Genomic DNA, 26,936 nt, shown 5'->3' with positions numbered 1-26,936 from the left:
TTATAATAATGTATTTTTGATTTAATCGTGTAAATATGTCAACCCAACCAACTGTTGTTATAGTTATAAAAAAAGCTTCTTCTGTAGTTGTAGCTTTGTATTTTGTTGACATTTGTTTTTACTTTTCGCAAAAATAATAAAAAAACTACAAAAATGATATTTGTAGTTTTTCAAATTGTTGTGGGCACGGATTATAAATCCGCGCTATCGGGTTTATAAATCCGCGCTATCGGGTTTACAGTTTTAATCTTCAGTATTACCAAACTTATCTTTTTTAATAGCTTGGTACATTTTTTGGGCTTCTACATTTAATTGCATATTTAATCTAGGATCTGTTAAAAAATCATACGATTTCTTTAAATCAAAATATTGAGGTTGCTCTAAATCTGTCATTATTCTTTCCATAACCTCCAATTCAACCTCGTTATCATTTAAAACAATATAAGGAATGTAGTAAGGGTTATATACTCCATATTCTTTGATTATTTTCCAATAACCACCTTTGTTTTTTATTATTATCTCTCCCAACAATATAGACAATGACAGTGTATAATTATCTTTATTATTCTTTAAATCTACTTTTTTAATAGCTTCATTAAAGGCTTTGAAAAAATCATCATCATATTTGGCTTTATTCGAGATTTCAATATTTAGATCCTTTTCTAGATTAACAATATTTTCATTTATATGCTCTGGTAAATTAAGAAGTTTTTTACTGTATATTTCATATTGATACACGTCAACTACTGCTATGGGGAAAAAGTCATCTTTAACCATTTTATTAAAAGCTTCTTTACTTTTAATAATAAGCCCATTTTCATAAGAAGCTAAATTTCCAGGTAGCAAAATAATTTCTCCATTTTGGAGTATATAAACAAAAGCACTATTAGTGTCTAACTGATAATCAAAACTATCTATTTTTCTTTTATTCTTTTTTAAATAATCAATAATGACACTTACTTTTTCTTGCTTGTAATCATTAATCTGTTCAGTATTCATAAAATTAAAACTTAAGATTATTGCAAACAAATAAATAACATATACACTTTTCATAATGCTAGTCTTTTATTGCCTGTTTGAGTTCCGTAGGATTTACTTTTGGACCAAATGTAATTACCCGATAGCGCGGATTTGTAATCCGTGCCCACAATCAACTTCAAAACAAATCTAACAAAATAACTTCTAAATCATTACCCAATCCTGCATAATTCCTAGCAGAACTTAAATAATAATCTTCAGGCAATGTTACTATTTTATCTTTAACAGGATTATTGTGGATATCATCTATTTTTTGTTTTATAAATAAATTGCTATAAATATGTTCAGCATGATAACCATCTTGCCCTACTTTATATTGTTGTGGGCACAGATTACAATTCCACGCTATCGGGTTTTAAGCTGAATCCTGCGGATTCGAGCAGAAATCAATTGACTTGGAGCTGAATCCTGCGGATTCAAGTAGAAATCAATTGACTTGGAGCTGAATCCTGCGGATTCGAGTAGAAGTCAATTGAGTTGGGGTTGAATCCTGAGGATTCGGGTAGAAATCAATTGACTTGGAGCTGAATCCTGCGGATTCGAGCAGAAATCAATTGACTTGGAGCTGAATCCTGCGGATTCGAGTAGAAGTCAATTGACTTGGAGCTGAATCCTGCGGATTCGAGTAGAAATCAATTGAGTTGGGGCTGAATCCTGAGGATTCGGGTAGAAATCAATTGACTTGGAGCTGAATCCTGCGGATTCGAGTAGAAGTCAATTGACTTGGAGCTGAATCCTGCGGATTCGAGTAGCAGAAAAATTATAATCTTAGGGGTGATGGTACTATTTAATTTAAAACTAGTAAGAATACAACCGCAAACGTGTCGATTTAAATTGTTTATTCTTTCAAAAAAAGCATCGTCCGTTTTAAGCCTTCCAGTTGAGGGCGTTTCAATGGCGAATTGGTAAATACTTTGGCAAAAGTTTCTTCCGTAATTTCCTCCCACTCTTTTTTAGTATAAGAAAGCAGTTCAGGATAGGGAGAAAATAAAGGATCGCTGTGGGGTTTAGAAAATTTATTCCACGGACAAACATCTTGGCACACATCGCAACCAAACATCCAATCGTCCAGTTTGCCTTTCATTTCTGCTGGGATATTTTCTTTGAGTTCAATGGTGAAATAGGAAATACATTTGCTACCGTCAACTACATAGGGAGCAACAATGGCCTGCGTAGGACAAGCATCAATACAGGCGGTGCAACTTCCGCAATGATCTGTAGTTGCGTAGTCATACTCTAAGTCTAAATCCACAATCAACTCGGCAACAAAATAAAAAGAACCCACTTGTTTCGTGATTAAATTACCGTTTTTACCAATCCAGCCAAGTCCGCTTTTGGCCGCCCACGACTTTTCCATAACGGGAGCAAAATCGACAAAAGCCCTTCCATCTACTTCGCCAATTTCTCTTTTAATGCTTTTAAGTAGCTTAATAACCTTTTTTCGAATGACGTTATGATAATCTTTACCATAAGCATATTTCGAAATCTTGTAGCTATCGTCATTTTGCAATTGAGAAGGATAATAATTTAGTAATAAAGAAATCACACTTTTGGCACCGTCAACGAGCAAAGTAGGATCAAGTCGTTTATCAAAATAATCAGCCATATAATCCATTTTGCCATGCTGATTTTGCTTTAACCACTTTTCTAATCGTGGCGCATCTTCCTCCAAAAAACCTGCTTTAGAGATACCACAAGACAAAAAACCGAGGCGTTTGGCTTCGGATTTAATGAAAGAAGAATAGCGGGAAGCGGGAAGTGGGAAGTGGGAAGCCAAAGTAGAAGAGGTTAGGTTAATGTCCTTTTGAACGCAATAATCATATTCAGTAAATCAAAGTTCGCCTTATATAAAAAATCAAATTTTTCCTGAGTTATATAATTTCTTCGTATTGCTTTATGAAGGCAAGTTACTACTTCTGCAAGGGAACGAAGCGCATAATTTAAAAATCATTTAAACTCAGAATTCGATTGTTCAATAGCACCTTCTGATATATTTAACGCGACGGAATCGACGGCTCTACGAATTTGAGAAGATAGGTTGTATACTTCTTTTTTTGGAAACTCATCAGTTATCAGATGAATATCTTCACCTAAATCCATTGCTTTTTGCCAGATAATTAATTTTTCAAACTTGAAACTCATAGTGTAATTATTAAATCTCTAACTCCAAACTTCCAACTCCCAACTCCCCACTCCTAAAACAATCCTCCTTGTATATTGGTTTTTATTTTTCCTAAATGTTTATAGGCTTTCTCGGTAACTTCTCTTCCTCGTGGTGTTCTAATAATGAAGCCTTCTTGAATTAAAAATGGTTCATAAACCTCTTCTATAGTTTCACCACTTTCAGAAACGGCAGTTGCCAAGGTTGACAAACCAACTGGTCCGCCTTTAAATTTATCAATGATGGTCACGAGGATTTTATTGTCCATTTCGTCTAATCCGTGAGCATCTACATGCAACGCCTTTAGAGAATAACGCGCTATTTCAATATCAATTTTTCCGTTACCTTTTATTTGAGCAAAATCACGAACACGTCTCAAAAGGGCGTTGGCTATTCTAGGTGTTCCTCTGCTTCTGCCTGCAATTTCGATAGCGGCTTCCATCGTTATGGGCATTTTCAAAATACTTGAACTTCGTTGCACAATGGTAGTTAAAAGTTCGGTGTTATAGTATTGCAACCTACTCTGAATTCCAAACCGAGCTCGCATCGGCGCAGTTAATAATCCTGAACGTGTAGTTGCTCCTACTAAGGTAAAAGTGTTTAAATTAATTTGAACAGTTCTAGCATTTGGCCCCGATTCAATCATGATATCGATTTTGAAATCTTCCATGGCAGAATATAAATATTCTTCCACCACTGGACTTAACCGATGAATTTCGTCAATAAACAAAACATCTCGTTCCTCTAAATTGGTTAGCAATCCAGCTAAATCTCCTGGTTTATCAAGGACTGGTCCTGAAGTAATTTTAATGCCAACACCTAATTCATTTGCCAAAATATTAGCCAAAGTGGTTTTCCCTAAACCTGGTGGTCCGTGAAATAAAGTGTGGTCTAAAGCTTCGCTTCTTTGATTAGCAGCTTGAACAAAAACTTTCAGGTTATCTAACACCTGCTCTTGTCCAGTAAAATCATCAAAAGATAAAGGCCTTAATTTTTTTTCAAGATCAAGTTCCTCTGGATTAAAATTTTCGTTGGTAGGATTTAAATTTTCATTCATAACACAAATATAGGATAAAGTTGTATTCAAATAAAAATGCCTTTCGGTTAGGAAAGGCAATTTATAAAGTATTTATAAAGGATTAATGATGTAGTTCTTTTTCATCTTTCCCCATCGGTACGTTTTGAGGAATGAAATCTTCATCATGACCTGGTTTGCTATAATCATATGGCCATCTATGAACTTCTGGAATTGCTCCTGGCCAGTTTCCGTGAATATGCTCTACTGGTGCAGTCCATTCTAATGTATTAGATTTCCATGGGTTTTGTTCCGATTTCTTACCGTAAAAAATACTACTGAAGAAGTTGTATAAAAATACCAACTGGAACGCTCCACCAAATAATGCAAAAACGGTAATTATTACATTCACATTTTGTAAATCGTCAAACAAAGGGAAATTGGTATTTGTATAATAACGTCGTGGTAATCCCGCCATACCGATGAAATGCATTGGGAAAAACACACCATATGCACTTACAGCGGTTACCCAGAAGTGAATATATCCTAAGTTTTTGTTCATCATTCTTCCGAACATTTTAGGGAACCAGTGATAGATACCAGCGAACATTCCATATAATGCAGAAATACCCATTACTAAGTGGAAGTGAGCTACCACAAAGTACGTATCATGGACGTTAATATCGAGTGTACTATCACCTAAAATAATTCCTGTCAATCCACCAGTTATAAATGTGGAAACCAAACCAATTGAAAACAACATCGCAGGGTTTAACTGTAAGTTACCTTTCCACAAAGTGGTTATGTAATTAAATGCTTTAACAGCCGATGGAATAGCGATCAACAATGTGGTGAAAGTAAACACAGAACCAAGGAATGGATTCATACCCGAGATAAACATGTGGTGACCCCACACAATCGTAGATAAAAACGCAATAGCAATAATAGACATAATCATTGCTCTATAACCAAATATCGGCTTACGCGCATTAGTAGCAAGCACTTCAGAAGTGATACCTAATGCTGGTAACAAAATTATATATACTTCAGGATGTCCCAAGAACCAGAATAGGTGTTCAAAAAGCACTGGCGAACCACCTTGATAATGCAAAACTTCTCCAGCAATGTAAATATCTGATAGGAAGAAAGAAGTTCCAAAACTTCTGTCCATAATTAACATTAATGCCGCAGAAAGCAACACAGGGAACGAAATTACACCAATGATAGCAGTTACGAAGAATGCCCAAATTGTAAGTGGTAATCTAGTCATAGACATCCCTTTTGTTCTCAAATTAATTACAGTTACGATATAATTTAGAGAACCAAGCAAAGATGCCGCAATGAATACTGCCATCGAAACTAACCATAGAGTCATACCTGTACCTGAACCAGAAATAGCTTGAGGTAAAGCACTCAACGGCGGATAAATCGTCCATCCAGATGATGCAGGTCCTGATTCAACAAATAGTGAAGAAACCATTATCACACTTGACAAAAAGAAAAGCCAGTACGATATCATGTTCAGTAAACCTGACGCCATATCCCTTGCTCCAATTTGTAATGGAATTAATAAGTTACTAAAGGTTCCGCTCAATGCGGCTGTTAATACAAAGAAAACCATGATTGTTCCATGTATTGTAATTAACGCCAAATAAGTGTCATTAGTCATAACACCTCCTGGCGCCATTCTTTCTCCTAAGAAGAAGGAAAAAACTTTAAATGACTGTTCAGGCCATGCTAACTGCATCCTGAAAAGTAAAGACATACCAACACCTATAACACCCATAATTATACCGGTGATTAGGTATTGCTTAGCAATCATTTTGTGATCAATACTAAATATATACTTAGTAATGAAGGTGTCCTTGTGGTGGTGTTCATGATCGTGATCATGAGCATGTTCTAGGTTGTGAGCTTGTGCTGACATTTTCTTTTTCTTTTAATTTTTTTTATTTTTTTTATTTCATTTCTACCTTGGCAACAACAGTGGTGTCATTTCCATTTACAGCAGTACTATCTTTTCCCGTAGTCGAATTATTTTCAGCTGCCTTCGCTTCTTCAGCGGCAGTCTTAACAGCCATAGCAATAGCTTTTTGATCTTTTAACCATTTCTTATAATCTTCGGGTGTATCCACAACAATCTTCATTTGCATATTGTAATGTGATGTACCACAGATTTTATTACACAATAGTAGGAAATCGAAAATATATGGATCTAAAGCAGGTTGTCCGCTAGCCACTAAATCAATACTTTTCTTTGCTCTAATAGCATTTATATTAGCAACCTTTTCAACCATTGCAGGTTTTTCTCTCATTTCTGCAGTAGTTAATGATGGAGTAAAGGAAAAACTTGTTACCATACCTGGAACACAATTCATTTGAGCTCTGAAGTGTGGCATGTATGCAGAGTGCAAAACATCTTGCGAACGCATCTTGAAAATAATACGTTTACCTTTTGGGATATGCAATTCCTTTGAAGCGAAATCGTCTTGTGCGTTCGGATCAGATAAATCAACCCCTAAATTATTGACACCTTCAATATAACGAACGTTGGCTTTACCTAACACACCGTCTTCGCCAGCATATCTTGCTTCCCAATTAAATTGTTGGGCATACAACTCGATAACAATTGCATCCTCAGTATCTTTTTCATCAACAAACATGATGTTGGTCCATGCATACAAACCGTATAAAATTAAACCTGCTAAGACAATAGCCGGAATAATCGTCCAGATAAATTCTAATTTATTATTATCAGCAAAATACAAGGCTTTTTGACCCTTTTTTCCTCTATACTTGAATGCAAAATAGTGTAACAAAGCCTGAGTAATGGTTTGAACTGCAAAGATTAAAACCATTGAAATCATCATCAGATTATCAACCTGCGGTCCATGTTCTGAAGCAGAATCACTCATTAATGGAAAATGGCCATAATAAACAAGACAATAAATAGTTGTTAGGTATATAAATCCTAAAAAAGCGAACATTAAATAACCATTAACCTTGTTATCATTATCAGTGGCTACCTGACTGTTATCAACATTTCTACCTACTTGTGTTAAGTCGAATATTTTAGTTAACTGCCACAAAGCAATTGCTAATAAAACTACGACAATAAGTACCATTAGAGTTGTCATTTGAAATTTACTTTAAAATATTAATAATGAAAATGTTTACTTTCCTCGATAAATGGGTTACGTTTCGGAACAAGTGGCGCTTTACTTAAAGCATTGAAAACAGCATAGATAAATAAACCAAGGAAAAAGAGTATGGAAGAAATCTCAGAAACACCAATAAACCAACGATTACCAACTGTTGAAGGCATTATCATATTGAAAAAGTCCATATAATGACCTACAAGAATTATAATTCCGGCCATAACGATTATCCAAAATATACGTTTGAAATCAGTATTAATCAGGAGCAGAACTGGAAAAATAAAGTTCATCACTACAGCACCCCAAAAAGTGATTCCAAAATCATTAATTCTAGTAACAAAATAGGTTACCTCTTCAGGAATATTTGAGTACCAAATCAACATAAATTGCGAGAACCACAAGTATGTCCAAAATACACTAATACCAAACATAAACTTAGATAAGTCATGAATGTGACTAGAATTAACATTTTCTAGATAACCTTGAGATTTCAAATAAATTGTTACCATTTGTATAGCAGTTATTCCACTCACAAAAAAACTAGCAAATACATACCACCCAAATAATGTACTGAACCAATGTGGGTCGACAGACATAATCCAATCCCAAGCCATAATTGACTCCGATACGATGAAGAAAACTAAGAAAGCCGCAGATAACTTGAAATTCTTTTTATAGAAAACATTATCATTAGCCGCGTCTTGAGCTAAACAGTTTCTTCTTGAATAAAATTGATATAAATTCCAAACTACTAAAAATATTCCAGCTCTTATAATCCAAAAAGGAAAGTTTAAATACCCAGCTTTACCCTTTATAAGCGCATCAGTAGCTCTAACTTCTTCATCCATCCAAATAAATAAATGATTAAAATGAAATCCAGACAAGAGAAGAATTACAAAAAATATTATAGAACCTGGTAACAAATAAGACGTAACACCTTGCATTACTCTAAATAAAATAGGAGACCAACCCGCTTGTGCCACTTGTTGAATAGCATAGAAAGCCAAAGCTCCAAGAGAAATCAACATGAAAAATATACATGCAACATATAATGCTGCCCAAGGCTTGTTTGCAAGCTGATGGAAAACGTGTTCAACATGCTCCTGATGTTCAGCATGATGTTTAGCTTCTTCATGTTTACCATATGTAACTTTTTGAACAACAGCGGCTACGTCTGAAATACTATCTTTTGTTGACCCAACTGCACCTTCTTGAACTACAGCAGTATCAACACCGGTTTCAGCTGTTTGAACATGGTTTATTGCAGTCTCCGTATGCGACACTGATGTATCGTCATGACTTGCTGTCTCAGCACCATGCCCAGACCCATGATGTTCTGCTTCTTCTGCTTTCAGAATTGCTTCAACGTCTTGAATTGTTTTAGGTGCAGTCCAAAACCCATACCCAATTCCCAACACTCCAACAAGCATTAAGACGAATGAAAATGTTTTAAGTTTACTAGAAAAGGTATACATATATTAAATAATCAGATTGATCTATAATTACAATTTACTTTTTAATTCCATCACATAGGCAGAAACCATCCAACGCTCCTCTTGTGACATTTGATTAGAATAGGCACCCATTGAATTCAAACCGTAAGCTTGAACATGATAAACACTACCTACAGAAATTTGTCTATCGGCATAACTTGGAACACCTAATATTTTTTCTTGCTTAACCAGTTTACCCATACCATTTCCAGTGTCACCATGGCAAATCGCACAATAAATACCATATAATTCCTCCGCTTTCTTCATATCAACCTTAGCAGGATCAAGAGGTGACTGAACAACAGTCTTAGAAAAATCATACCCTTCTGTTGTATTAGGAATTTCGTAAGGAACGAAACCTCTTTTAATTGAACCATCTGCAGGCAATTGGCCTTCCTTTCCTTTCAAACCAGTAGGAGAATTAAAAGCATCAGACTCAGCATAAGTCTCATAACCTACAGCCTCATACATGTTGGGCATATATTGGTAGTTTGGTTTCAAATCATCTTTACAAGAAACTGTCGTAACCAAAATAACTATAACAAAAACTGTCTTAAGTAAATTTTTCATACTATACTATTAATGCTTTTCTATAACTTTAACTTCTACTGCACCAGTGTTCTGAAGGAACTTAACAAGCTCATCTTCATTATCGTTTACCGATACTTCCATTAAAAAATGATCATCTGTCGTTCTTATATCAGGATTTTCTGCTTGCTTAAATGGCCATAATTTACTTCTCATATAAAAAGTGATTACCATTAAATGCGCAGCAAAAAATACCGTCATTTCAAACATAACAGGAACAAAAGCTGGCATGTTTTGATAATAAGAAAAACTAGGTTTTCCCCCAATATCTTGAGGCCAATCTTCAATCATTATATAATTCATCATGGTGGTCGCCACACTTAATCCAATACAACCATATATAAATGCACAAATCGCTAATCTTGTTGGCGGTATTCCCAACGCTTTATCTAATCCATGCACTGGAAATGGCGTGAAAACTTCTTCTATGTGATGATGTGCCTTCTTTGTTTGCTTTACAGCATCCATTAAAATGTCATCATCATTATATAACGCGTGTATTACTTTAGTACTACTCATAACAAATATTAATGTTTATCTGAATGATTATCTCCGTTTAATTCTCTTTCTCTCTTATAGTTTTCACCAGAAGATTTCAAGATTGTTTTAACCTCAGCTTGGGCAATAACTGGGAAAGTTCTGGCATATAAAAGAAACAAAACAAAGAAGAAACCTATTGTTCCAATGAAAATTCCTATATCAACAAAAGTAGGCGAGAACATTGTCCAAGAAGATGGCAAATAATCTCTATGTAAAGAAGTAACAATAATAACAAAACGCTCAAACCACATCCCAATATTAACAACAATTGATATAATAAATGAGAACATAATGCTTGTTCTTAACTTCTTAAACCACATAAACTGAGGCGAAAAAACATTGCAAGTCATCATCGACCAATAAGCCCACCAGTATGGACCAGTAGCTCTGTTCAAGAAAGCATATTGCTCATATTCCACACCTGAATACCAAGCCACAAATAACTCTGTAATATAAGCAACACCTACAATTGAACCCGTAATCATAATGACAATATTCATCAACTCAATATGTTGGATAGTTATATATGCTTCTAAATTAGATACTTTTCTCATGATAATAAGCAACGTATTTACCATCGCAAATCCCGAGAAAACTGCACCAGCAACAAAGTAGGGTGGGAAAATAGTAGTATGCCATCCAGGAATTACAGAAGTAGCAAAGTCAAAAGATACAATAGTATGCACAGATAGTACTAAAGGGGTAGCTAAACCTGCTAATACAAGAGAAACCTCCTCAAAACGTTGCCAATCTTTTGCTCTTCCACTCCAACCAAAACTCAAAATAGAATAAATCTTTTTATTAAATGGGGTTACAGCTCTGTCTCTCAGCATCGCAAAATCAGGTAATAAACCTGTCCACCAAAACACCAAGGACACAGAAAGATAAGTTGAAATTGCAAACACGTCCCAAAGTAGTGGTGAATTAAAGTTAACCCATAATGAACCAAATTGATTAGGAATTGGCACAACCCAATAAGCTAACCATGGTCGACCCATGTGAATAATTGGAAATAAACCAGCCTGTATTACAGAGAATATTGTCATTGCCTCTGCAGAACGGTTAATGGCCATTCTCCAACGTTGACGGAATAAAAGTAATACTGCAGAAATAAGTGTCCCTGCATGACCAATACCTACCCACCAAACGAAGTTAGTAATATCCCAGGCCCAACCGACGGTTTTATTTAAACCCCAAGTTCCAATACCCGTGGAAATGGTGTAAATAATACAAGTTATACCCCACAGGAACGCTGCAAGTGCGATAGAAAATACAGTCCACCACTGTTTATTTGCTCTACCTTCTACAGGAGCAGCTACATCTATAGTTACATCATGATAACTTTTATTACCGATAACAAGAGGTTTTCTAATGGGTGCTTCGTAATGAGACGACATAATCCTTTATATTGTTTCTTAATTAATTATTTTTATACCTAGGTATTTCTAACTTTAACTTGATAAACTACATTAGGTTTGGTGCCAACACTTTCGAGCAAATGATAAGCCCTTTTGTCAGCAACTAAGTTAGAAATTTTGTCAGATTTATTATTAATGTCTCCAAAAACCATTGCTCCTGTTGAACAAGCTAAGGAACACGCTGTTTGAAACTCATCTGCTTTTACTTCTCTTCCTTCACGTTTTGCAGTCAAAATAGTAAGCTGTGTTTTTTGAATACACATCGAGCATTTTTCCATGACACCACGAGAACGAACGTTTACATCTGGATTAACTACCATTCGCCCCAAGTCATCATTCATATGGAAATCAAACTCATCGTTATTGTTATACAAGAACCAATTGAAACGACGAACTTTATAAGGACAGTTGTTTGCGCAATATCGTGTACCGACACATCTATTATAAGCCATATGATTTTGACCTTGACGACTATGAGAAGTAGCAGCAACTGGACATACTGTTTCACATGGTGCATGATTACAGTGCTGACACATAACTGGCTGGAAAACAACTTGTGGATTTTCAGCAGGACTTTCCATATCACCAAATCCGCCTAATGACCCTTTGTCACCAAATAAACCATCAAACTCTTTTTTCTTTTTATTATCTCCCGAAAATGTTTCTTCTGAAGAATAATACCTATCTATGCGCAACCAATGCATATCGCGACTTCTTCTAATTTCATCTTTACCAACTACCGGAACATTATTTTCTGCATGACAAGCAATAACACAAGCACCACAACCCGTACAAGCATTTAAATCGATAGATAAATTAAAGTGATGACCTACAGAACGATCAAATGATTCCCATAAATCAACTTTAGTAGCTTCAATTTCTTTGTGATCCAATGAAACAACTGGTACAGGATTCCAAACATTTGGATCATCATTTTTTTCATTGAAAACCGTTAAGGTAGTTTCTTTAATAATATCGCCCCGTCCCATCAATGTTTTTTGAGACTGTACACAAGCAAATTCATGTTCCCCGTCTGCTTTTTTAATTGAAGCTGGCTGCACATTGTTGAAATTAGCGTACAATGTATAGGCGTTAACACCGACTTGCATCTCTTCTTTCAATGCAGCTTTTTTACCATAACCTAAAGCTAGCCCTAAAGTTCCAATTGCCTGGCCTGGCTGAATAATTACAGGAACTTTCATCTTAGTTCCATTCGCTTCAACTTCAACATAACTTCCGTTAAGACCACCGTTAGCTACAATTTTGTTTTCTAATTCTAATTTCTCTGCGTCTGCTTTAGAAATAGTTACATAATTATCCCAAGAAACTCTCGTAATAGGATCAGGAAACTCTTGTAACCAAGGATTATTTGCTTGCTGACCATCGCCCAAACCTATTTTGGTATACAATACAAGTTCAAATCCTTTAACTGGAGTTGCACTAGCCAAAGCAGCAGCAGCAGCAGTATAATCAACTGAACCAGCAGTAGCTCCAGCTGAAGTTCCAGCAATTACGCCGTCATGAACCGCTTTATTCCAACTAGTAGCATTAGAATATCCAACCGAATTTGCTTTGATATAATCATAATATGAAACTGCATTTCCATTCCATGACAACAATCCTTCTTGGAATTGTTTCGAACTAAATAGAGGACGAATAGTTGGTTGCGTTAAAGAATAGGTTCCTTTAGTCAACATTAAATCATTCCAAGACTCTAAATAATGAGGAGCAGGAACTGCAATATTTGTAATCGCTGCTGTTTCATCTTCTTTTAAAGAGAATGCAACAGATAACTTTACTTTTTTCAATCCAGCAACAAAAGCGGCACTATTTGCTAAAGTATACACAGGATTAACGCCACTCATTATTAATGTATGAACACTTCCAGCATTCATATCGGCAACTAACTGAGCAACTTTTTCGTTTGACCCTTTTCTTATTTGACGAGTTCCAATAGTTGAAAATGCCTCACTCGCTAGTTTTTGGTTAATCGCCAATACCAGAAGTTGAGCGTTTTTATCTTGAATTCCAGACACTAAAAGACCTTTTGATCCAGCCGCCTTTAATTGTTGAGCGGCTTTATTTATAACATCTTCATTCGCTAATTTTCCAATTGCAACAGAAGAACCAGTAATAATATTGTATATTCTAACTAATGCTAATTTTTGATTCGCTACAGTCATTGCTACTCTCTTGTCTGCAGCAGCACCTGACAAAGTCATGTTGGCTTCAAACTGATAATGCTTTGACATTTTTCCCGCTTGTGGTACTCTTCCTTTAGTATAACCACTATCAAAACCACCGCCTTGCCAATCCCCTAAGAAGTCAGCACCAATGGAAACAATAGTATTAGCCTTTGAAAAATCATAATCAACTAAAGCTCTTTCACCATATACATACTCAAAAGCATCTAAAGCAGCAGACTCTGAAACAGAGTCATAAACAATATGTTTTGCAGTTGGATTGTTTGCAATAAACTCTGCAATTAATTTTTCAGTAGATGGACTAGCTAAAGTATTAGTTAACAATACAACTTGTCCTCCTTTTGTTTTCGCATCAGCCAAACTTGATTTTATTTTCAAATCAGCTGCTTGCCAACTCGCCTCCTTTTGTGCAATCTTGGTTATCTTAAGACGCATACTATCATACAATGATAATACAGATGCATGAACTCTAGCGTTGGCAGTAAATTTTGCCCCAACTATGGTATTATTTTCAATTTTAATTGGTCGTCCTTCACGTGTTTTTACTAGCAAATTAGCAAAATCAAAACCATCAAACATTGATGTAGCGTAATAATCAGCGACACCAGGAATAATCTGTTCTGGTTGTAAAACGTATGGTATGGATTTGTGTACCGGACCTTCACATGCAGCCAAAGAAGCGGCAGCTGTACTAAATCCAACATATTTCAAGAAATCACGACGGGTTGTTGATGAAGATGATAATGATTCTTTGTCTGAAAGAAATTTATCTGTTGGAATTGCTTCTACAAATTCATTATTTCTAAGCGTCTCAACAATAGAACTATTTTCGTTTAGTTCCTCAACACTTTTCCAGTATTTTTTGTTTGATGACATCGTATTTATAAATTAGTTTCTTAGTGTATAATTTAAATTATTTTCAGGATTAATGTTCAAAACATATATGTCCAAGTTCTAGTAATGACATTTACCACATTCTATACCTCCCATTTGTGCAGCCGTCAACTTCTGTACACCATATTTTTTAGAAAGCTCTTCATGAATTTTAGTGTAATATGCATTTCCTTCCATTTTAACGTCTGTTTCTCTGTGACAATTTATACACCAACCCATAGTTAATGGCGCAAACTGCTTCTGAATTTCATATTCCTGCACTGGCCCATGACATTTCTGACACTCAATTCCCGCAACAGTAACGTGCTGAGAGTGATTGAAATAGGCATGGTCAGGTAAATTATGAATACGAACCCACTTAACAGGCTTAGTTTTACCAGTATATTTCTGATTATCTTTATCCCAACCAACCGCATCATATAACTTTTGTATCTCACCGTCGTAAAACGCTTTGCTGTACTCTGGAGTAGCAGTTGTATCTGAAACCTCTGCAATACTTTTATGACAGTTCATACATATATTTAGCGAAGGAATCCCCCCATTTTTACTGACACGAGCAGCCGAATGACAATATTTACAATCAATACCATTACTGCCTGCGTGAATTCTATGGGAATAATGTATTGGTTGAATAGGAGCATAATCTTGGTCAATACCTATTTGCATTACCCAACCATAGAAAAAGTATCCACTAGCAAGCAATAGAAAAATAGAGGAAACTAAAACTAAAAATTGATTTTTAGCAAAGGCTTTCCATATAGGAATTGACTTTTCTTTAGGAGCCACTTCTATACCATTAGCCTTAGCTATTTTCGTGAGCACATTATTAACGAAAAATAACATCACTACCAAAAGCAACATCACTAATGACAATGCGCCGAGGATAACATCATTAGAAATACCACTATCAGCTACAGCAGTACCTGGAACTCCAGTAGCAACTGCCGGCGCCGGAGCTTCTACTTTCTTTTCATCAGTATAAGCAATAATATTATCTATATCAGCATTAGACAACTGTGGAAAAGCAGTCATTACAGATTTATTGTACTCTTCAAAAATAGCAATGGCCTTGGCGTCGCCTGATTTAATCAAAGCAGAACTATTTCTAATCCATTTATAAAGCCACTCCTTATCATACTTTGCGGACACACCTCTTAAAGCCGGACCAGTCATTTTCCTGTCTAAATTGTGACAAGCAGCACAGTTGGCATTAAACAATGCTTTTCCAGCCACAGGATCACCGCCACCGGTTGCGGGCGCAACAGCTACTGCTGGTGTAGCCGCAGGAGCAGCGGGAGCAACATTTTGAGATAATGTATTTAATGAAACACACAACAGCAGAGCTAAACTCATTGAAAGCTTCCTTGAAATCGAATTATGGTTACCCATTTTTTTCATATAATAAAATGATTATCGACTAATGTTTGATATAGATTTAAACTCGAAAAATGAGATAAAATCAATACTTTATTTTAAACTCGGACAAAAATACAACTTAGAAACTATTCTAAAAACCTAAAATATACCATTGTCTACAATTTATATTTATTCTAAATAACGATTTATGTGACGTGTTATTTATTAAATTTTACATTTGTATAAAAATCAAATCATTATGATAAATGTGCACAAAATAAATTTAATTTTATTACTGTCTTTTGGGCTTCTTACATGTAAAAAAAGCTATGGTCAACAAGCAAATATAACCGTTTTACAAGATCAAAAATTTGAACAATTACTCAGTGAAAAGAGAAAAATTAACAGCTCTATTACGATTAATGACAGATATAAGATTCAAATTTTTAATGGTGATAGCGAAAATTCTAAAAAAATTTTAATGGAATTTAAAAGGGAAAATAAAAATCTAGATGCAACAATTGTTTTTAGTACACCTATATACAAAGTATGGATTGGAAATTTTAAAACACGTATTGATGCTGAAAAAAATCTAACGGATTTAAAGAAAAAATATCCGAATGCTTTTTTAATAAAACCCAACAAATAAAAAAAGTCCCAATGTAATTGGGACTTTTTCATCTATGCTATTTCAATTTTTTCTTTACCTCCACTTCCTGAAAAGCCTCTATTATATCGAGTTGCTCTATATCATTATAATTTTTTATTTGCATTCCACAGTCATAGCCTTTTGAAACCTCTTTTACATCGTCTTTGAAACGCTTTAAAGTTGCCAATTCGCCTGTGAAAATTACAACACCTTCACGTATAAGTCTAATTCTAGAGTTTCTATATATTTTACCATCAGTTATCATACATCCAGCGATTGAGCCTACCTTAGACACTTTAAATATTTCTCTAATTTCAGCTGTTCCTGTGATTTCTTCCTTCATTTCAGGCGAAAGCATTCCTTCCATTGCATCTTTCAAGTCATTTATAGCATCATAAATAATTGAGTAACTTCTGATGTCAATCTCTTCTTTTTGAGCTAATTGTCGAGCGTTTCCAGCAGGACGAACATTAAATCCAATAATAATAGCATCGGAAGCAGAAGCTAACATAACATCTGTTTCTGTAATTGCACCGACACCTTTATGAATAATATTTATCTGAATTTCTTCTGTTGATAGTTTAGTAAACTCACTAGACAACGCCTCTACTGAACCGTCAACGTCTCCTTTTAATATAATATTCAACTCCTTAAATTGTCCAAGTGCTATACGTCGTCCAATTTCTGCTAATGTAATATGACGTTGCGTTCTAACTGATTGTTCACGCATAAGTTGTAAACGTTTTGTTGCAATTTGTTTTGCTTCTCTTTCATCTTCAAATACGTTGAACTTATCTCCAGCTGTTGAAGCACCATCTAATCCTAGAATTGATATTGGGGTTGATGGTCCAGCTTCTTTAATATTGTGCCCTCGCTCATCATGCATTGCTTTCACTTTACCATGATTTTTACCGGCCAATACATAATCTCCAACTTTAAGTGTTCCGGATTGTACTAATATTGTTGATACATATCCTCTTCCTTTGTCAAGCTGAGCTTCTACAACAGTTCCCACTGCTGGTTTATTTGGGTTTGCTTTCAAATCCAAAATTTCAGCTTCAAGCAAAACTTTTTCTAACAGTTCTTTTACTCCAGTTCCTTTTTTAGCAGAAATGTCATGTGACTGGTATTTTCCACCCCAATCTTCAACTAGGAGATTCATACCTGCAAGCTTTTCTTTTATCTTTTCAGGATTTGCGCCCTGTTTGTCGATTTTATTAATAGCAAATATCATTGGTACACCCGCTGCTTGAGCGTGGCTAATTGCCTCTTTAGTTTGTGGCATGATATCATCATCTGCTGCTACTACAATAATAGCAATATCAGTTACTTGAGCACCACGAGCACGCATTGCAGTAAAAGCTTCGTGACCAGGTGTATCAAGAAATGTTATTTTTTGTCCGTTTTCAAGTGTAACTGCATATGCACCAATGTGCTGCGTAATTCCACCTGACTCGCCAGCAATTACATTTTCTTTTCGAATATAATCTAGCAATGACGTTTTACCGTGATCCACATGTCCCATGACAGTTACTATAGGCGCACGCGACACCATATCCTCTGGTTTGTCCTCGATTACTGCTAAAGAGTCCTCAATGTCAGTAGTTATAAATTCAACTTCATATCCAAATTCATCTGCAACAATAGAAAGCGTTTCAGCATCCAAACGTTGATTCATGGTTACCATAATACCTAGCGACATGCAAGTTCCAATTACCTTAGTTATAGGCACGTCCATCATAGATGCAATTTCTCCAACCGTAACAAATTCTGTTACTTTAATTGTCTTACTGCCTTCTTCAATAGCTTGCATCTCGTCTTCATTTCGTTGACGATGCGAGTCACGTTTATCTCTTCTGTATTTAGCTGCTTTTGACTTGTTCCCTTTTCCTTGCAGTCTTTCAAGCGTTTCTTTAATTTGATTTTTTACTTCTTCTTCTGTAGGTTCAACTTTTTGGACAATTGCAGGTCTTGGACCCTTTTGGAAACCTGGTTTATTACCAAATTTATTTTGAGCACCCTGATTATTTCCGCCACTTGTTATTGCTGGTTTATCTCCGGGCTTTGGTGCAATTCTTTTTCTTTTATTTTTATTTGCTGCATTTTGAGCTGCTTGCGAAGCTGTTTGGCCAGTAACTGTTGAAGATGGTTTATTTGTATCCTTTTTAAATTCTTCTTTTTTCTTCTTTGGCTTATTGAATTGCGACAAATCTATAACTTGTCCAGTTGACGTAGTACCTGATAGCTTCTGATATTGGGTTGTAATAGTTTCATCAATTGACGGCTCTTCCGAAGGCTTTTCTTTTGTTGAAATAACTTCATTGGGTTTTGCAATTATCTCTTTTACTTCTGCAGTCGGAGCAGAATCTTTAATATCATCAACCTCTAATTTTGTAGTAGTGGTTGCAGGCAAAACTTTTGGCGTAATTACGATTGCTGGTTTAGGCTCTAAATCAATTTTCCCAACTTGTTTAGGAGCAGTTACAACAGCTTTTGCCTTGATTAATTCTGATTTTTGGCGCTCTTCATCAAGCTTTCTCTTGTCTTCGATTTCTTTCTCTCTTTCTAATCGAAGCGCCTCTTTCTCCTTTTTTATTTCTTCGCTTACGCCTTTTGATGCTTCTTTGTTTCCTTTGTCTCCGGCAAATTGATCACAAAGTGTATTGTATATATCATCGGAAATTTTTGTGTTAGAATTGTTTTCAATTACAATTCCTTTACTTTTGAGGTAATCCACAGCTCTTTCCAAAGAAATATTTAATTCCCTTAAAACTTTATTAATTCTAATATTTCCTTCAGACATAAAATCTTTTTAATGTTAATCTATTGTGTTAAAGAATTAGTCTTCAAACTCTTCTTTTAATATTTTTATTACTTCTAAAATGGTTTCTTCTTCTAAATCAGTTCTACGAACTAAATCTGCAACATCTTGATTTAGGATACTTCTGGCGGTATCTAAACCTATTTTTGCGAACTCGTCAATAACCCATCCGTCGATTTCATCTGAAAACTCTGTTAATTCAACATCATCTTCCTCGGCAGTTATTCCTTCTCTAATCACATCTAGCTCGTAACCTGTCAACAATCCTGCTAATTTGATATTGTGTCCACCTCTACCAATGGCTTTAGAAACTTCTTCCAACTTTAAAAAAACTTCAGCTCTTTTTTTCTCTTCATCAATTTTGACCGAAGACACTTTAGCAGGACTTAAGGCTCTTGTAATCAATAACGAAGCATTAGCTGTATAGTTTATAACATCTATATTTTCATTTCCTAATTCACGAACAATTCCGTGAATACGAGAACCTTTCATTCCAACGCATGCTCCAACAGGATCAATTCTATCATCGTATGAGTCAACCGCTACTTTTGCTTTTTCGCCTGGAATTCTTACTACCTTTTTAATCATAATTAAACCATCGAAAACCTCAGGAATTTCTTGCTCAAAAAGCTTTTCTAGAAAAACATCTGCAGTTCTAGACATGATGATTTGTGGTTTATTTCCTTTTAATTCAACACTTTCTATAATTCCACGAACGTTATCTCCTTTACGGAAAAAATCAGATGGAATTTGCTTTTCTTTGGGCAACACAATTTCGTTTCCATCATCATCAACCAAAATTACGACTCTTGGACGAACATGATGCACTTCGGCGGTATAAATTTCGCCAATTAAATCTTTAAATTGTTTATATAGATTAGTATTATCGTGTTCATGTATTTTAGAAATTAAGTTTTGGCGCAATGCTAATATAGCTCTTCTTCCCAAATCTATCAGTTTAACTTCTTCAGAAACCTCTTCACCAATTTCAAAATCAGGTTCGATTTTTCTAGCATCTGTTAAAGTAATTTCTTCATTTTCTAAATCTAAGTCATCATCAGCAACAACAATTCTTCTTCTCCAAATTTCCATATCACCTTTATCAGGATTAATAATGATATCGAAATTATCATCTGAACCGTATTTCTTTTTTAATGCGTTTCTAAAAACATCTTCCAAAATCGCCATTAACGTTACGCGATCAATTAATTTATCGTCTTTAAACTCTGAAAATGATTCGATTAATGCAATATTTTCCATGCCTAATTTAATTAAATATTATAATAACAATTGCTTCTTTTATTTCTGTAAAAAGGATTTCACGCTTATTGTTAATTGTTTCTTTTCCTTTTCCTATTTTTTTTGGTTCTCTTGTTGCCCAAGAAAGTACAATACCATTTTCTGAAACTTCATCTAACTTTGCCTCAATTGTTTCAGTAGCCGTTTTAACTTGTAAAGTTCTTCCAATATTTTTTCGATATTGCCTAACTAATTTTAGCGGCGTAGAAACTCCAGCTGACGCTACTTCCAAAGAAAAATCCTGCTCTTCGCGATCTAAATTCTGTTCTATTGCTCTACTAATATCAACACAATCTTGCAATACCACTCCGTTATCACCATCTAAAGTCACTGTTATTTTAAGACTATCTGAAATATTCAAATCGACTAGAAACAAACTAGGTTTCTGACTTAATCCTTGTTCTAATAAATTAAAAACTTTTTCTTTAAATGTCATATTTGTATAAAAAGAGGGAAGCAGTGCTTCCCTCATTATTTAGAATAAATGATAAATAACGGTGCAAATATAGTTATTTTTTTATTAATTAAAAATTACTTGTTCTTTCAAAAAAAAACAATACCTTTATATTGTTTAATTAACAATCCAAACTTTACGTTTTAAATTATGAAAAAAATTTTAGTCCCAACAGACTTTTCTGAACACGCTCATTATGCACTTAAAGTTGCTGCCCAAATTGCAAAGAAAAATAACGGAGAAATCATACTGCTCCATATGTTAGAACTACCGCATCAAGGTGCAGACGCCGTAGGCCAAGGAACAGATATTCCTGAAATTATGATTTTTAAAAATGCGGTTTTAAAAAAACTAGAAGACTTGATGGACGATGAGTGCTTAGAAGGTATTAAAGTTTCAGAAGTTGTTCAATTCGAATTAGCGTTTGACGGCATAATGAATATAAGCAAAAAAAATGATGTTGATTTAATTGTAATGGGTTCACATGGTGCAAGTGGATTTAAAGAAATGTTTATCGGCTCTAATGCTGAAAAAGCAGTTCGTTTTTCTGAAATTCCTGTTCTTGTTGTTAAAAGAGATGAGGGTAATTTTAATGTAGATAAATTTGTTTTTGCCTCTGATTTCTCAGACGAGATAAAGGCACCATTTAAAAAGGTAGTGGAATTTGCCAATAAGCTTAATGCTGAACTCCATTTAGTTATGATTAATACACCAAGTAGCTTCAAACCCACTCACGTGGCGAATGAAATTATGAATAACTTTGTTGCAAACTTTGCAGTAAATAATTTTTCTACACACATCTATAATGATGTTAATGTTGAAAGTGGTGTTTTAAACTTTGCTAATCATGTTGATGCTGATTTAATAGGAATGAGCACTCACGGAAGGAAAGGTCTTGCACACTTCTTTAACGGAAGTATTAGTGAAGATTTAATAAATCATGCTGTTAGACCGGTAGTAACATTCAAAATTTAAATGAATAAATAGGTATAGAATCAAAAAAGTCCCGAAATCGGGACTTTTTTGTTGGTCTACTAGGACTCGAACCTAGAAAGACTGCACCAAAAACAGTTGTGTTACCATTACACCATAGACCAGTTTTATTTAACGCGAGTGCAAATTTAACACAAATTTTATTTTACACAAACAATTACATTAAAAAAATCAAAAGTTAATAATTTGTTCCTATTTTTCATTGATAATAAACTCATAGTAAATTCGTTATGTATATGACAAAAAATTGTTAAGACGAGTTTAATTGCTTTAAAAAAAATAGTTTCTTTGTAGCCATAAATAAAAACCTTTCATTTCATACTTACATGATGAATTTCAACTTCAATAAATGGAATACCATTCTTGGATGGTCAACATTTGTAATTGCCTTGATTACTTATTCTTTAACTGTAGAACCCACAATGAGTTTTTGGGATTGTGGCGAATATATTTCAACAGCTGCAAAACTAGAAGTTGGTCATCCACCTGGCGCACCTTTATATCAAATTCTAGGCGCTTTCTTCTCTATGTTTGCAACGAGCAAAGAAACTATTGCACTGATGGTCAACATGATGTCTGTATTTTCAAGCGCGTTTACTATTTTATTTATGTTTTGGTCATCATCCATTATTTTAAATAAAATTGTTTCTTCCTATTCCACCGTTGATAAAAACAAAGCAATAGTTATTCTTGGAAGTTCTTTTGTAGGTTCGTTAACCTTCACCTTTTCTGATAGTTTTTGGTCGAGCGCTGTTGAGGCCGAAGTTTATGCGATGGCTTCTTTGTTTATCGCCATACTTTTTTGGCTTGGTTTACGCTGGGAACAAGACATGCATACACCTAGAGGCAATCGATGGTTGCTTCTGATATCATTATTAATAGGATTGTCATTTGGAGTTCACTTCATGGCGCTATTGACTATTCCGGCTATCGGATTTTTATATTTCTTCAAAAATTATAAAACGGTTACTGTTAAAAATTTTATTGTTGCCAATGTTGTAATTGTTGCCGTGTTATTATTCATTTTTAAATTACTACTGCCATACACGCTGGCTTTTTTCGGAAAAATGGAAATTTTTATGGTAAATAGTTTTGGTTTACCATTTAATTCAGGAACCATCTTTGCCACATTATTAATTGTTGCTTTTTTCTATTTTGGATTAAAATATACTCGAGAAAAAGGACATCCTTTTTATAACACAGTTATTTTGTGTATTCTTTTTGTTTTGATAGGTTTCTCAACTTGGATGATGTTACCAATTCGAGCTAATGCAAATGTGGTTATCAACGAAAACAAACCTTCAGATGCTGCGGAAGTTTTAGCGTATTACAATAGAGAACAATATGGTGTAAATCCATTGTTTTATGGACCGCAATACACTGATACCTTTGCTGGCTTGGATGCAGACCAACCTTATCTTGACAAAGCACCTAACTATGAAAGAGATTATAAAACAGGCAAATATGTAATTGTGAATAATTATAAAAATGCAGATCAAAATTCTGATGATGCTCATAAAGCCATTTTACCTCGACTTTGGTACAACCAAGATGAAAATATTATCAAAAATTATATTCAATTTACTGGTGTTCCTAAGTTTAAGCTGAATCATAATTACCCTTATGAAGAAGACTTAGCGCAATATGGCGTAAATTTAGATAGTTTATCCGAAGAGCAAGTAATGCAAGCGGTTGGGCAATTAAAGGAAGAAATGCAAAAAAATATTACTGATTTTAAACAAGCTCATGCACAAAAACAAGTTGACGATGAAGATTATATTTCTTTCCTAAAAAAATATAGTGATTATCTCATTGTAGAAAAGCCATCAACTTGGGACAATATTAGTTTTATGATTGAGTACCAATTTGGGTATATGTATGGAAGATACTTATTGTGGAATTTCGTGGGCAGACAAAATGATATTCAAGGGAAATACGACAATTTAGACGGCAATTGGTTAAGTGGTATTAAATTTATTGATGAAATACATTTAGGTAAAGGAACACAAGAAAATCTTCCTGATGATGTTAAAAATAACAAAGGAAGAAATGTATACTACTTTCTACCTTTCATTATCGGATTAATAGGTTTAATGTATCATGCACAAAGAGATTTAAAGAGTTTTTACGTTTTATTGGTTTTATTCCTGTTTACTAGTATTGCTTTGAAAGTATTCTTGAACGAAAGACCTTTTGAACCTAGAGAAAGAGATTATGCTTTGGTTGGTTCATTTTATGTATTTGCTATTTGGGTTGGCTTTGGCGTGTATGCCATTTACGAAATTATTTCGGGTTATGTTAAATCAAAACTAGCTGGACCAATTGTTGTAGCAGCGTGTTTAGTTGGTTCGCCTATTTTAATGGCTGCGCAAAACTGGGATGATCATGATCGTTCAAATAAATATACGGCTATTGCTATGGCTAAGAATTATCTAGAGTCTTGTGAGCCGAATGCAATTTTATATACCATTGGTGATAATGATACTTTCCCGCTTTGGTACGCGCAAGAAATTGAAGGCATTCGAACCGATATTAAAATTGTTAATACTAGTTTGTTCATGACCGACTGGTATATTGACCAAATGAAGTTTAAAACCTATCAATCTGATGGTTTGCCCATTTCGTTTACTCATGATGAGTATGTTGGGGACAAATTAGATTATGTAGCACATATCCCTAAAACGGATGCGCGATGGGATGTTAAAGACTTTATAAGTTTTATAAAAAATCCTAAATCAACTGTTGATTTGCCTAACGGACAAACCATCCACTTTTATCCTACTAATAAGATTAGAATACCTGTAGATAAGAATGCCATTATCAGAAATAAAGTGGTAAGTGACATCTATTATGACTCGATTGTGCCTTTTATAGATATTGATATTAAAGGTAGCGCTTTGTATAAAAACAGATTGATGATGTTAGATATTTTGGCGAATAACAACTGGAAACGTCCTATTTATTTTACTGGTGGCAGTTTTGGCGATGATGATTATTTGTGGATGAAAGACTACCTTCAATTGGACGGATTGGTATATAAATTAGTGCCCTTGAGAACACCTATCGATAAAGAAAATCCATATGATATGGGACAAATTGATAGCGAAAAGATGTATCGATTTATTACTAATTGGGTTTGGGGCAATGGTGAGCTTACCACTATTTATCATGATCCTGAAACGAGAAAAAATAGTATTTCGTATAGAACCAACATGGCTAGGTTAATGGAACAACTGATTAACGAAGGTAAAATTGATAAGGCGAAAAAAATCATTGATTTAGCCTTGACCAAAATGCCTATTGATTATTATGGTTATTATACCATGGTTGAACCTTTTGCTGGCGGTTATTACGAAGTGGGAGAAAAAGAAAAAGCCAGAGAATTATTGGAAAAATTAATGACTAAATACAAACAAAATCTTACCTACTATGCGGGTATTCAAGCTTCAATTCAAAATGGTATTGCCTCTGATATTATTACCGATATTGAGCGCTATAGAAGTCTATTGACCGTGATGAAAGATAGAGGTGATTTGGAATTTTATAATAAAAATAAACCTATATTCAACTCCTTTACACAACGGTTTACGCGTTTTGGAAGAGAATTGGAATAATTAAAAAGTATTACTTGAAAATGTGCCTACCTGAAAAATATCACGTTGGCACATTTTTTTTATCTTTATAGTATGCGTTTCTGGGTTAAAACTAATCTTATAATCAAAAAGCTGTTTCCCAACTCTGTTTGGGACATTCCTACTACAGAAAAAAAAGTATATCTCACCTTTGACGACGGACCAACACCAGAAATAACCCAATGGGTATTGGAACAACTAAAACACTATGATGCAAAAGCGACTTTTTTTTGCATTGGAAATAATATTGTAAAACATCCAGCAGTATTTCAAAGCGTTATCGATGACGGACATGCAGTAGGCAATCACACTTTTAATCACCTTAACGGCTGGAAAACTTCGACAAAAATTTATATTGAAAATATGACCATGTGCAATGATACTATCTGCTCACTCGTAACTGAACACTGCAAACTATTTCGTCCGCCATATGGGAAGATTAAACCTTCGCAATCGAAAATCTTACGAAAAATGGGTTATACCATCATTATGTGGGATGTTATTTCGTATGATTTTGATGAAAGGATTTCTAAGAATGCTTGTTTAGAAAATGTATTGGCTAACATAAAACCTGGAAGTATTGTTGTATTTCATGACAGTGTTAAAGCATGGAAAAACTTGGAATATGTTTTACCAAAAACGTTGGCTTTTTTGAAAGAAAAGCGGTTTGATTGCGATGTAATAGCGATTTGAAAGTTTAAAACCCCTTGCTGGAAAGAAAAAACCCCTACTGGTTACTCTATCACCCCAACTGGATACTAGAAAACCCTTACTTGTTAATCTATCACCCCAACTGGTTACAAAAGAACCCTAGCTGTTTGCATTATCACCCTAGCTGTATACTGAAAACCCCTACTGGTTACTCTATTACCCCTACTGGATACAAAAAAACCCTTACTGGTTGCTCTAACACCCCAACTGGTTATAAAAAACCCTAGCTGTTTGCATTATCACATTAGCTGTATACTAAAAACCCTTACTTGTTGCTCTGTCACCCTAACTGGTTACAAAAAAACCCTAGCTGGTTGCTCTATCACCCTAACTGAATACAGAAAAACCCCAATTGACGACGGTATCACCCCTGGTAAGCTTTTTTTAACCGCAAAGCTCGCAAAGGTTTACGCAGAGAGCGCAAAAGTTATTTTAGCCAGAGATTAAACGGATTTTTAAAATTTTCTAACCGCAAAGCTCGCAAAGGTTTACGCAGAGAGCGCAAAAGTTAT

General features: G+C 34.8%; 18 protein-coding genes, 1 tRNA gene and 3 pseudogenes. 4 read left to right on the top strand and 18 right to left on the bottom strand.

The annotated features are described in order from the left end of the window. The 14 genes and pseudogenes from WFZ85_RS14585 to WFZ85_RS14520 form a co-directional block, all read right to left on the bottom strand. Positions 1-112: pseudogene (locus tag WFZ85_RS14585) on the bottom strand (REP-associated tyrosine transposase); the annotation flags it as partial. A 131-nt stretch (positions 113-243) separates the two neighbouring features. Further along, positions 244-1,053, bottom strand: coding sequence for a hypothetical protein (locus WFZ85_RS14580; RefSeq protein WP_342697016.1), 810 nt, complete (start codon positions 1,051-1,053; stop codon positions 244-246). Positions 1,054-1,156: 103 nt separating this feature from the next. Further along, a pseudogene (locus tag WFZ85_RS14575) lies at positions 1,157-1,360 on the bottom strand (REP-associated tyrosine transposase); the annotation flags it as partial. Between the two features lie 516 nt (positions 1,361-1,876). Beyond that, positions 1,877-2,815 carry a tRNA epoxyqueuosine(34) reductase QueG gene (gene queG, locus WFZ85_RS14570; RefSeq protein ID WP_342697015.1) on the bottom strand — a complete coding sequence of 313 codons (939 nt, stop codon included), beginning with the start codon at positions 2,813-2,815 and terminating at the stop codon, positions 1,877-1,879. A gap of 11 nt (positions 2,816-2,826) precedes the next feature. Beyond that, a pseudogene (locus WFZ85_RS14565) lies at positions 2,827-3,180 on the bottom strand (four helix bundle protein). A gap of 53 nt (positions 3,181-3,233) precedes the next feature. Then, complete coding sequence (ruvB, locus tag WFZ85_RS14560; protein ID WP_342697014.1) at positions 3,234-4,256, bottom strand: Holliday junction branch migration DNA helicase RuvB; 1,023 nt, start codon at positions 4,254-4,256, stop codon at positions 3,234-3,236. 82 nt (positions 4,257-4,338) lie between these two features. Continuing rightward, positions 4,339-6,141, bottom strand: coding sequence for a cytochrome c oxidase subunit I (locus WFZ85_RS14555; RefSeq protein ID WP_342697013.1), 1,803 nt, complete (start codon positions 6,139-6,141; stop codon positions 4,339-4,341). A 31-nt stretch (positions 6,142-6,172) separates the two neighbouring features. Beyond that, on the bottom strand, positions 6,173-7,351 hold the full coding sequence (locus WFZ85_RS14550) for a cytochrome c oxidase subunit II (protein WP_342697012.1): 1,179 nt from the start codon (positions 7,349-7,351) through the stop codon (positions 6,173-6,175). A 20-nt stretch (positions 7,352-7,371) separates the two neighbouring features. Continuing rightward, positions 7,372-8,847: a quinol:cytochrome C oxidoreductase gene (locus WFZ85_RS14545; RefSeq protein ID WP_342697011.1), complete on the bottom strand. Its 1,476-nt coding sequence runs from the start codon at positions 8,845-8,847 to the stop codon at positions 7,372-7,374. Positions 8,848-8,874: 27 nt separating this feature from the next. Then, complete coding sequence (locus WFZ85_RS14540; protein WP_342697010.1) at positions 8,875-9,435, bottom strand: c-type cytochrome; 561 nt, start codon at positions 9,433-9,435, stop codon at positions 8,875-8,877. Between the two features lie 9 nt (positions 9,436-9,444). Continuing rightward, complete coding sequence (locus tag WFZ85_RS14535; RefSeq protein WP_342697009.1) at positions 9,445-9,972, bottom strand: DUF3341 domain-containing protein; 528 nt, start codon at positions 9,970-9,972, stop codon at positions 9,445-9,447. An 8-nt stretch (positions 9,973-9,980) separates the two neighbouring features. Then, on the bottom strand, positions 9,981-11,390 hold the full coding sequence (nrfD, locus tag WFZ85_RS14530; RefSeq protein WP_342697008.1) for an NrfD/PsrC family molybdoenzyme membrane anchor subunit: 1,410 nt from the start codon (positions 11,388-11,390) through the stop codon (positions 9,981-9,983). Positions 11,391-11,428: 38 nt separating this feature from the next. Beyond that, positions 11,429-14,491, bottom strand: coding sequence for a TAT-variant-translocated molybdopterin oxidoreductase (locus WFZ85_RS14525; RefSeq protein ID WP_342697007.1), 3,063 nt, complete (start codon positions 14,489-14,491; stop codon positions 11,429-11,431). A gap of 78 nt (positions 14,492-14,569) precedes the next feature. After that, positions 14,570-15,907 carry a c-type cytochrome gene (locus WFZ85_RS14520; protein WP_342697006.1) on the bottom strand — a complete coding sequence of 446 codons (1,338 nt, stop codon included), beginning with the start codon at positions 15,905-15,907 and terminating at the stop codon, positions 14,570-14,572. Between the two features lie 217 nt (positions 15,908-16,124). Between WFZ85_RS14520 and WFZ85_RS14515 the strand changes: the two genes are divergently transcribed. Continuing rightward, positions 16,125-16,514, top strand: a complete 390-nt coding sequence (locus WFZ85_RS14515; protein WP_342697005.1) for an SPOR domain-containing protein — start codon at positions 16,125-16,127, stop codon at positions 16,512-16,514. Positions 16,515-16,551: 37 nt separating this feature from the next. Here WFZ85_RS14515 and infB read toward each other — a convergent pair whose 3' ends face one another. The 3 genes from infB to rimP are packed head-to-tail and all read right to left on the bottom strand — an operon-like array spanning position 16,552 to position 21,070. After that, positions 16,552-19,317 (bottom strand): translation initiation factor IF-2, encoded by a 2,766-nt coding sequence (gene infB, locus WFZ85_RS14510; protein WP_342697004.1) that lies wholly within the window; start codon positions 19,315-19,317, stop codon positions 16,552-16,554. A 36-nt stretch (positions 19,318-19,353) separates the two neighbouring features. Next, positions 19,354-20,595, bottom strand: a complete 1,242-nt coding sequence (gene nusA / locus WFZ85_RS14505; protein WP_342697003.1) for a transcription termination factor NusA — start codon at positions 20,593-20,595, stop codon at positions 19,354-19,356. Positions 20,596-20,602: 7 nt separating this feature from the next. Further along, complete coding sequence (gene rimP, locus WFZ85_RS14500; protein ID WP_342697002.1) at positions 20,603-21,070, bottom strand: ribosome assembly cofactor RimP; 468 nt, start codon at positions 21,068-21,070, stop codon at positions 20,603-20,605. Between the two features lie 168 nt (positions 21,071-21,238). Here rimP and WFZ85_RS14495 point away from each other — a divergent pair, with 168 nt between their 5' ends. Continuing rightward, positions 21,239-22,063, top strand: a complete 825-nt coding sequence (locus tag WFZ85_RS14495; protein ID WP_342697001.1) for a universal stress protein — start codon at positions 21,239-21,241, stop codon at positions 22,061-22,063. 51 nt (positions 22,064-22,114) lie between these two features. Here the strand turns inward: WFZ85_RS14495 and WFZ85_RS14490 are convergent. Beyond that, a tRNA-Gln gene (locus WFZ85_RS14490) sits at positions 22,115-22,185 on the bottom strand. A 222-nt stretch (positions 22,186-22,407) separates the two neighbouring features. Here WFZ85_RS14490 and WFZ85_RS14485 point away from each other — a divergent pair. Beyond that, positions 22,408-25,695 (top strand): glycosyltransferase family 117 protein, encoded by a 3,288-nt coding sequence (locus WFZ85_RS14485; protein WP_342697000.1) that lies wholly within the window; start codon positions 22,408-22,410, stop codon positions 25,693-25,695. 45 nt (positions 25,696-25,740) lie between these two features. Beyond that, complete coding sequence (locus WFZ85_RS14480; protein WP_461782270.1) at positions 25,741-26,406, top strand: polysaccharide deacetylase family protein; 666 nt, start codon at positions 25,741-25,743, stop codon at positions 26,404-26,406. Positions 26,407-26,936 lie beyond the last annotated feature (530 nt).

The organism is Flavobacterium aureirubrum (genome assembly GCF_038739835.1).
GTDB classification, from domain to species: domain Bacteria; phylum Bacteroidota; class Bacteroidia; order Flavobacteriales; family Flavobacteriaceae; genus Flavobacterium; species Flavobacterium aureirubrum.
The sequence above is the reverse complement of the archived record's forward strand: the minus strand, read 5'-3'. Positions and strand labels throughout refer to the sequence as shown.

Bases quoted from the DNA above. Each gene is read 5' to 3' on its own strand.
- WFZ85_RS14580 (WP_342697016.1), bottom strand. From the start codon at position 1,053: ATGAAAAGTGTATATGTTATTTATTTGTTTGCAATAATCTTAAGTTTT.
- ruvB (WP_342697014.1), bottom strand. From the start codon at position 4,256: ATGAATGAAAATTTAAATCCTACCAACGAAAATTTTAATCCAGAGGAA.
- WFZ85_RS14555 (WP_342697013.1), bottom strand. From the start codon at position 6,141: ATGTCAGCACAAGCTCACAACCTAGAACATGCTCATGATCACGATCAT.
- WFZ85_RS14550 (WP_342697012.1), bottom strand. From the start codon at position 7,351: ATGACAACTCTAATGGTACTTATTGTCGTAGTTTTATTAGCAATTGCT.
- WFZ85_RS14545 (WP_342697011.1), bottom strand. From the start codon at position 8,847: ATGTATACCTTTTCTAGTAAACTTAAAACATTTTCATTCGTCTTAATG.
- WFZ85_RS14540 (WP_342697010.1), bottom strand. From the start codon at position 9,435: ATGAAAAATTTACTTAAGACAGTTTTTGTTATAGTTATTTTGGTTACG.
- WFZ85_RS14535 (WP_342697009.1), bottom strand. From the start codon at position 9,972: ATGAGTAGTACTAAAGTAATACACGCGTTATATAATGATGATGACATT.
- nrfD (WP_342697008.1), bottom strand. From the start codon at position 11,390: ATGTCGTCTCATTACGAAGCACCCATTAGAAAACCTCTTGTTATCGGT.
- WFZ85_RS14525 (WP_342697007.1), bottom strand. From the start codon at position 14,491: ATGTCATCAAACAAAAAATACTGGAAAAGTGTTGAGGAACTAAACGAA.
- WFZ85_RS14520 (WP_342697006.1), bottom strand. From the start codon at position 15,907: ATGAAAAAAATGGGTAACCATAATTCGATTTCAAGGAAGCTTTCAATG.
- WFZ85_RS14515 (WP_342697005.1), top strand. From the start codon at position 16,125: ATGATAAATGTGCACAAAATAAATTTAATTTTATTACTGTCTTTTGGG.
- infB (WP_342697004.1), bottom strand. From the start codon at position 19,317: ATGTCTGAAGGAAATATTAGAATTAATAAAGTTTTAAGGGAATTAAAT.
- nusA (WP_342697003.1), bottom strand. From the start codon at position 20,595: ATGGAAAATATTGCATTAATCGAATCATTTTCAGAGTTTAAAGACGAT.
- rimP (WP_342697002.1), bottom strand. From the start codon at position 21,070: ATGACATTTAAAGAAAAAGTTTTTAATTTATTAGAACAAGGATTAAGT.
- WFZ85_RS14495 (WP_342697001.1), top strand. From the start codon at position 21,239: ATGAAAAAAATTTTAGTCCCAACAGACTTTTCTGAACACGCTCATTAT.
- WFZ85_RS14485 (WP_342697000.1), top strand. From the start codon at position 22,408: ATGATGAATTTCAACTTCAATAAATGGAATACCATTCTTGGATGGTCA.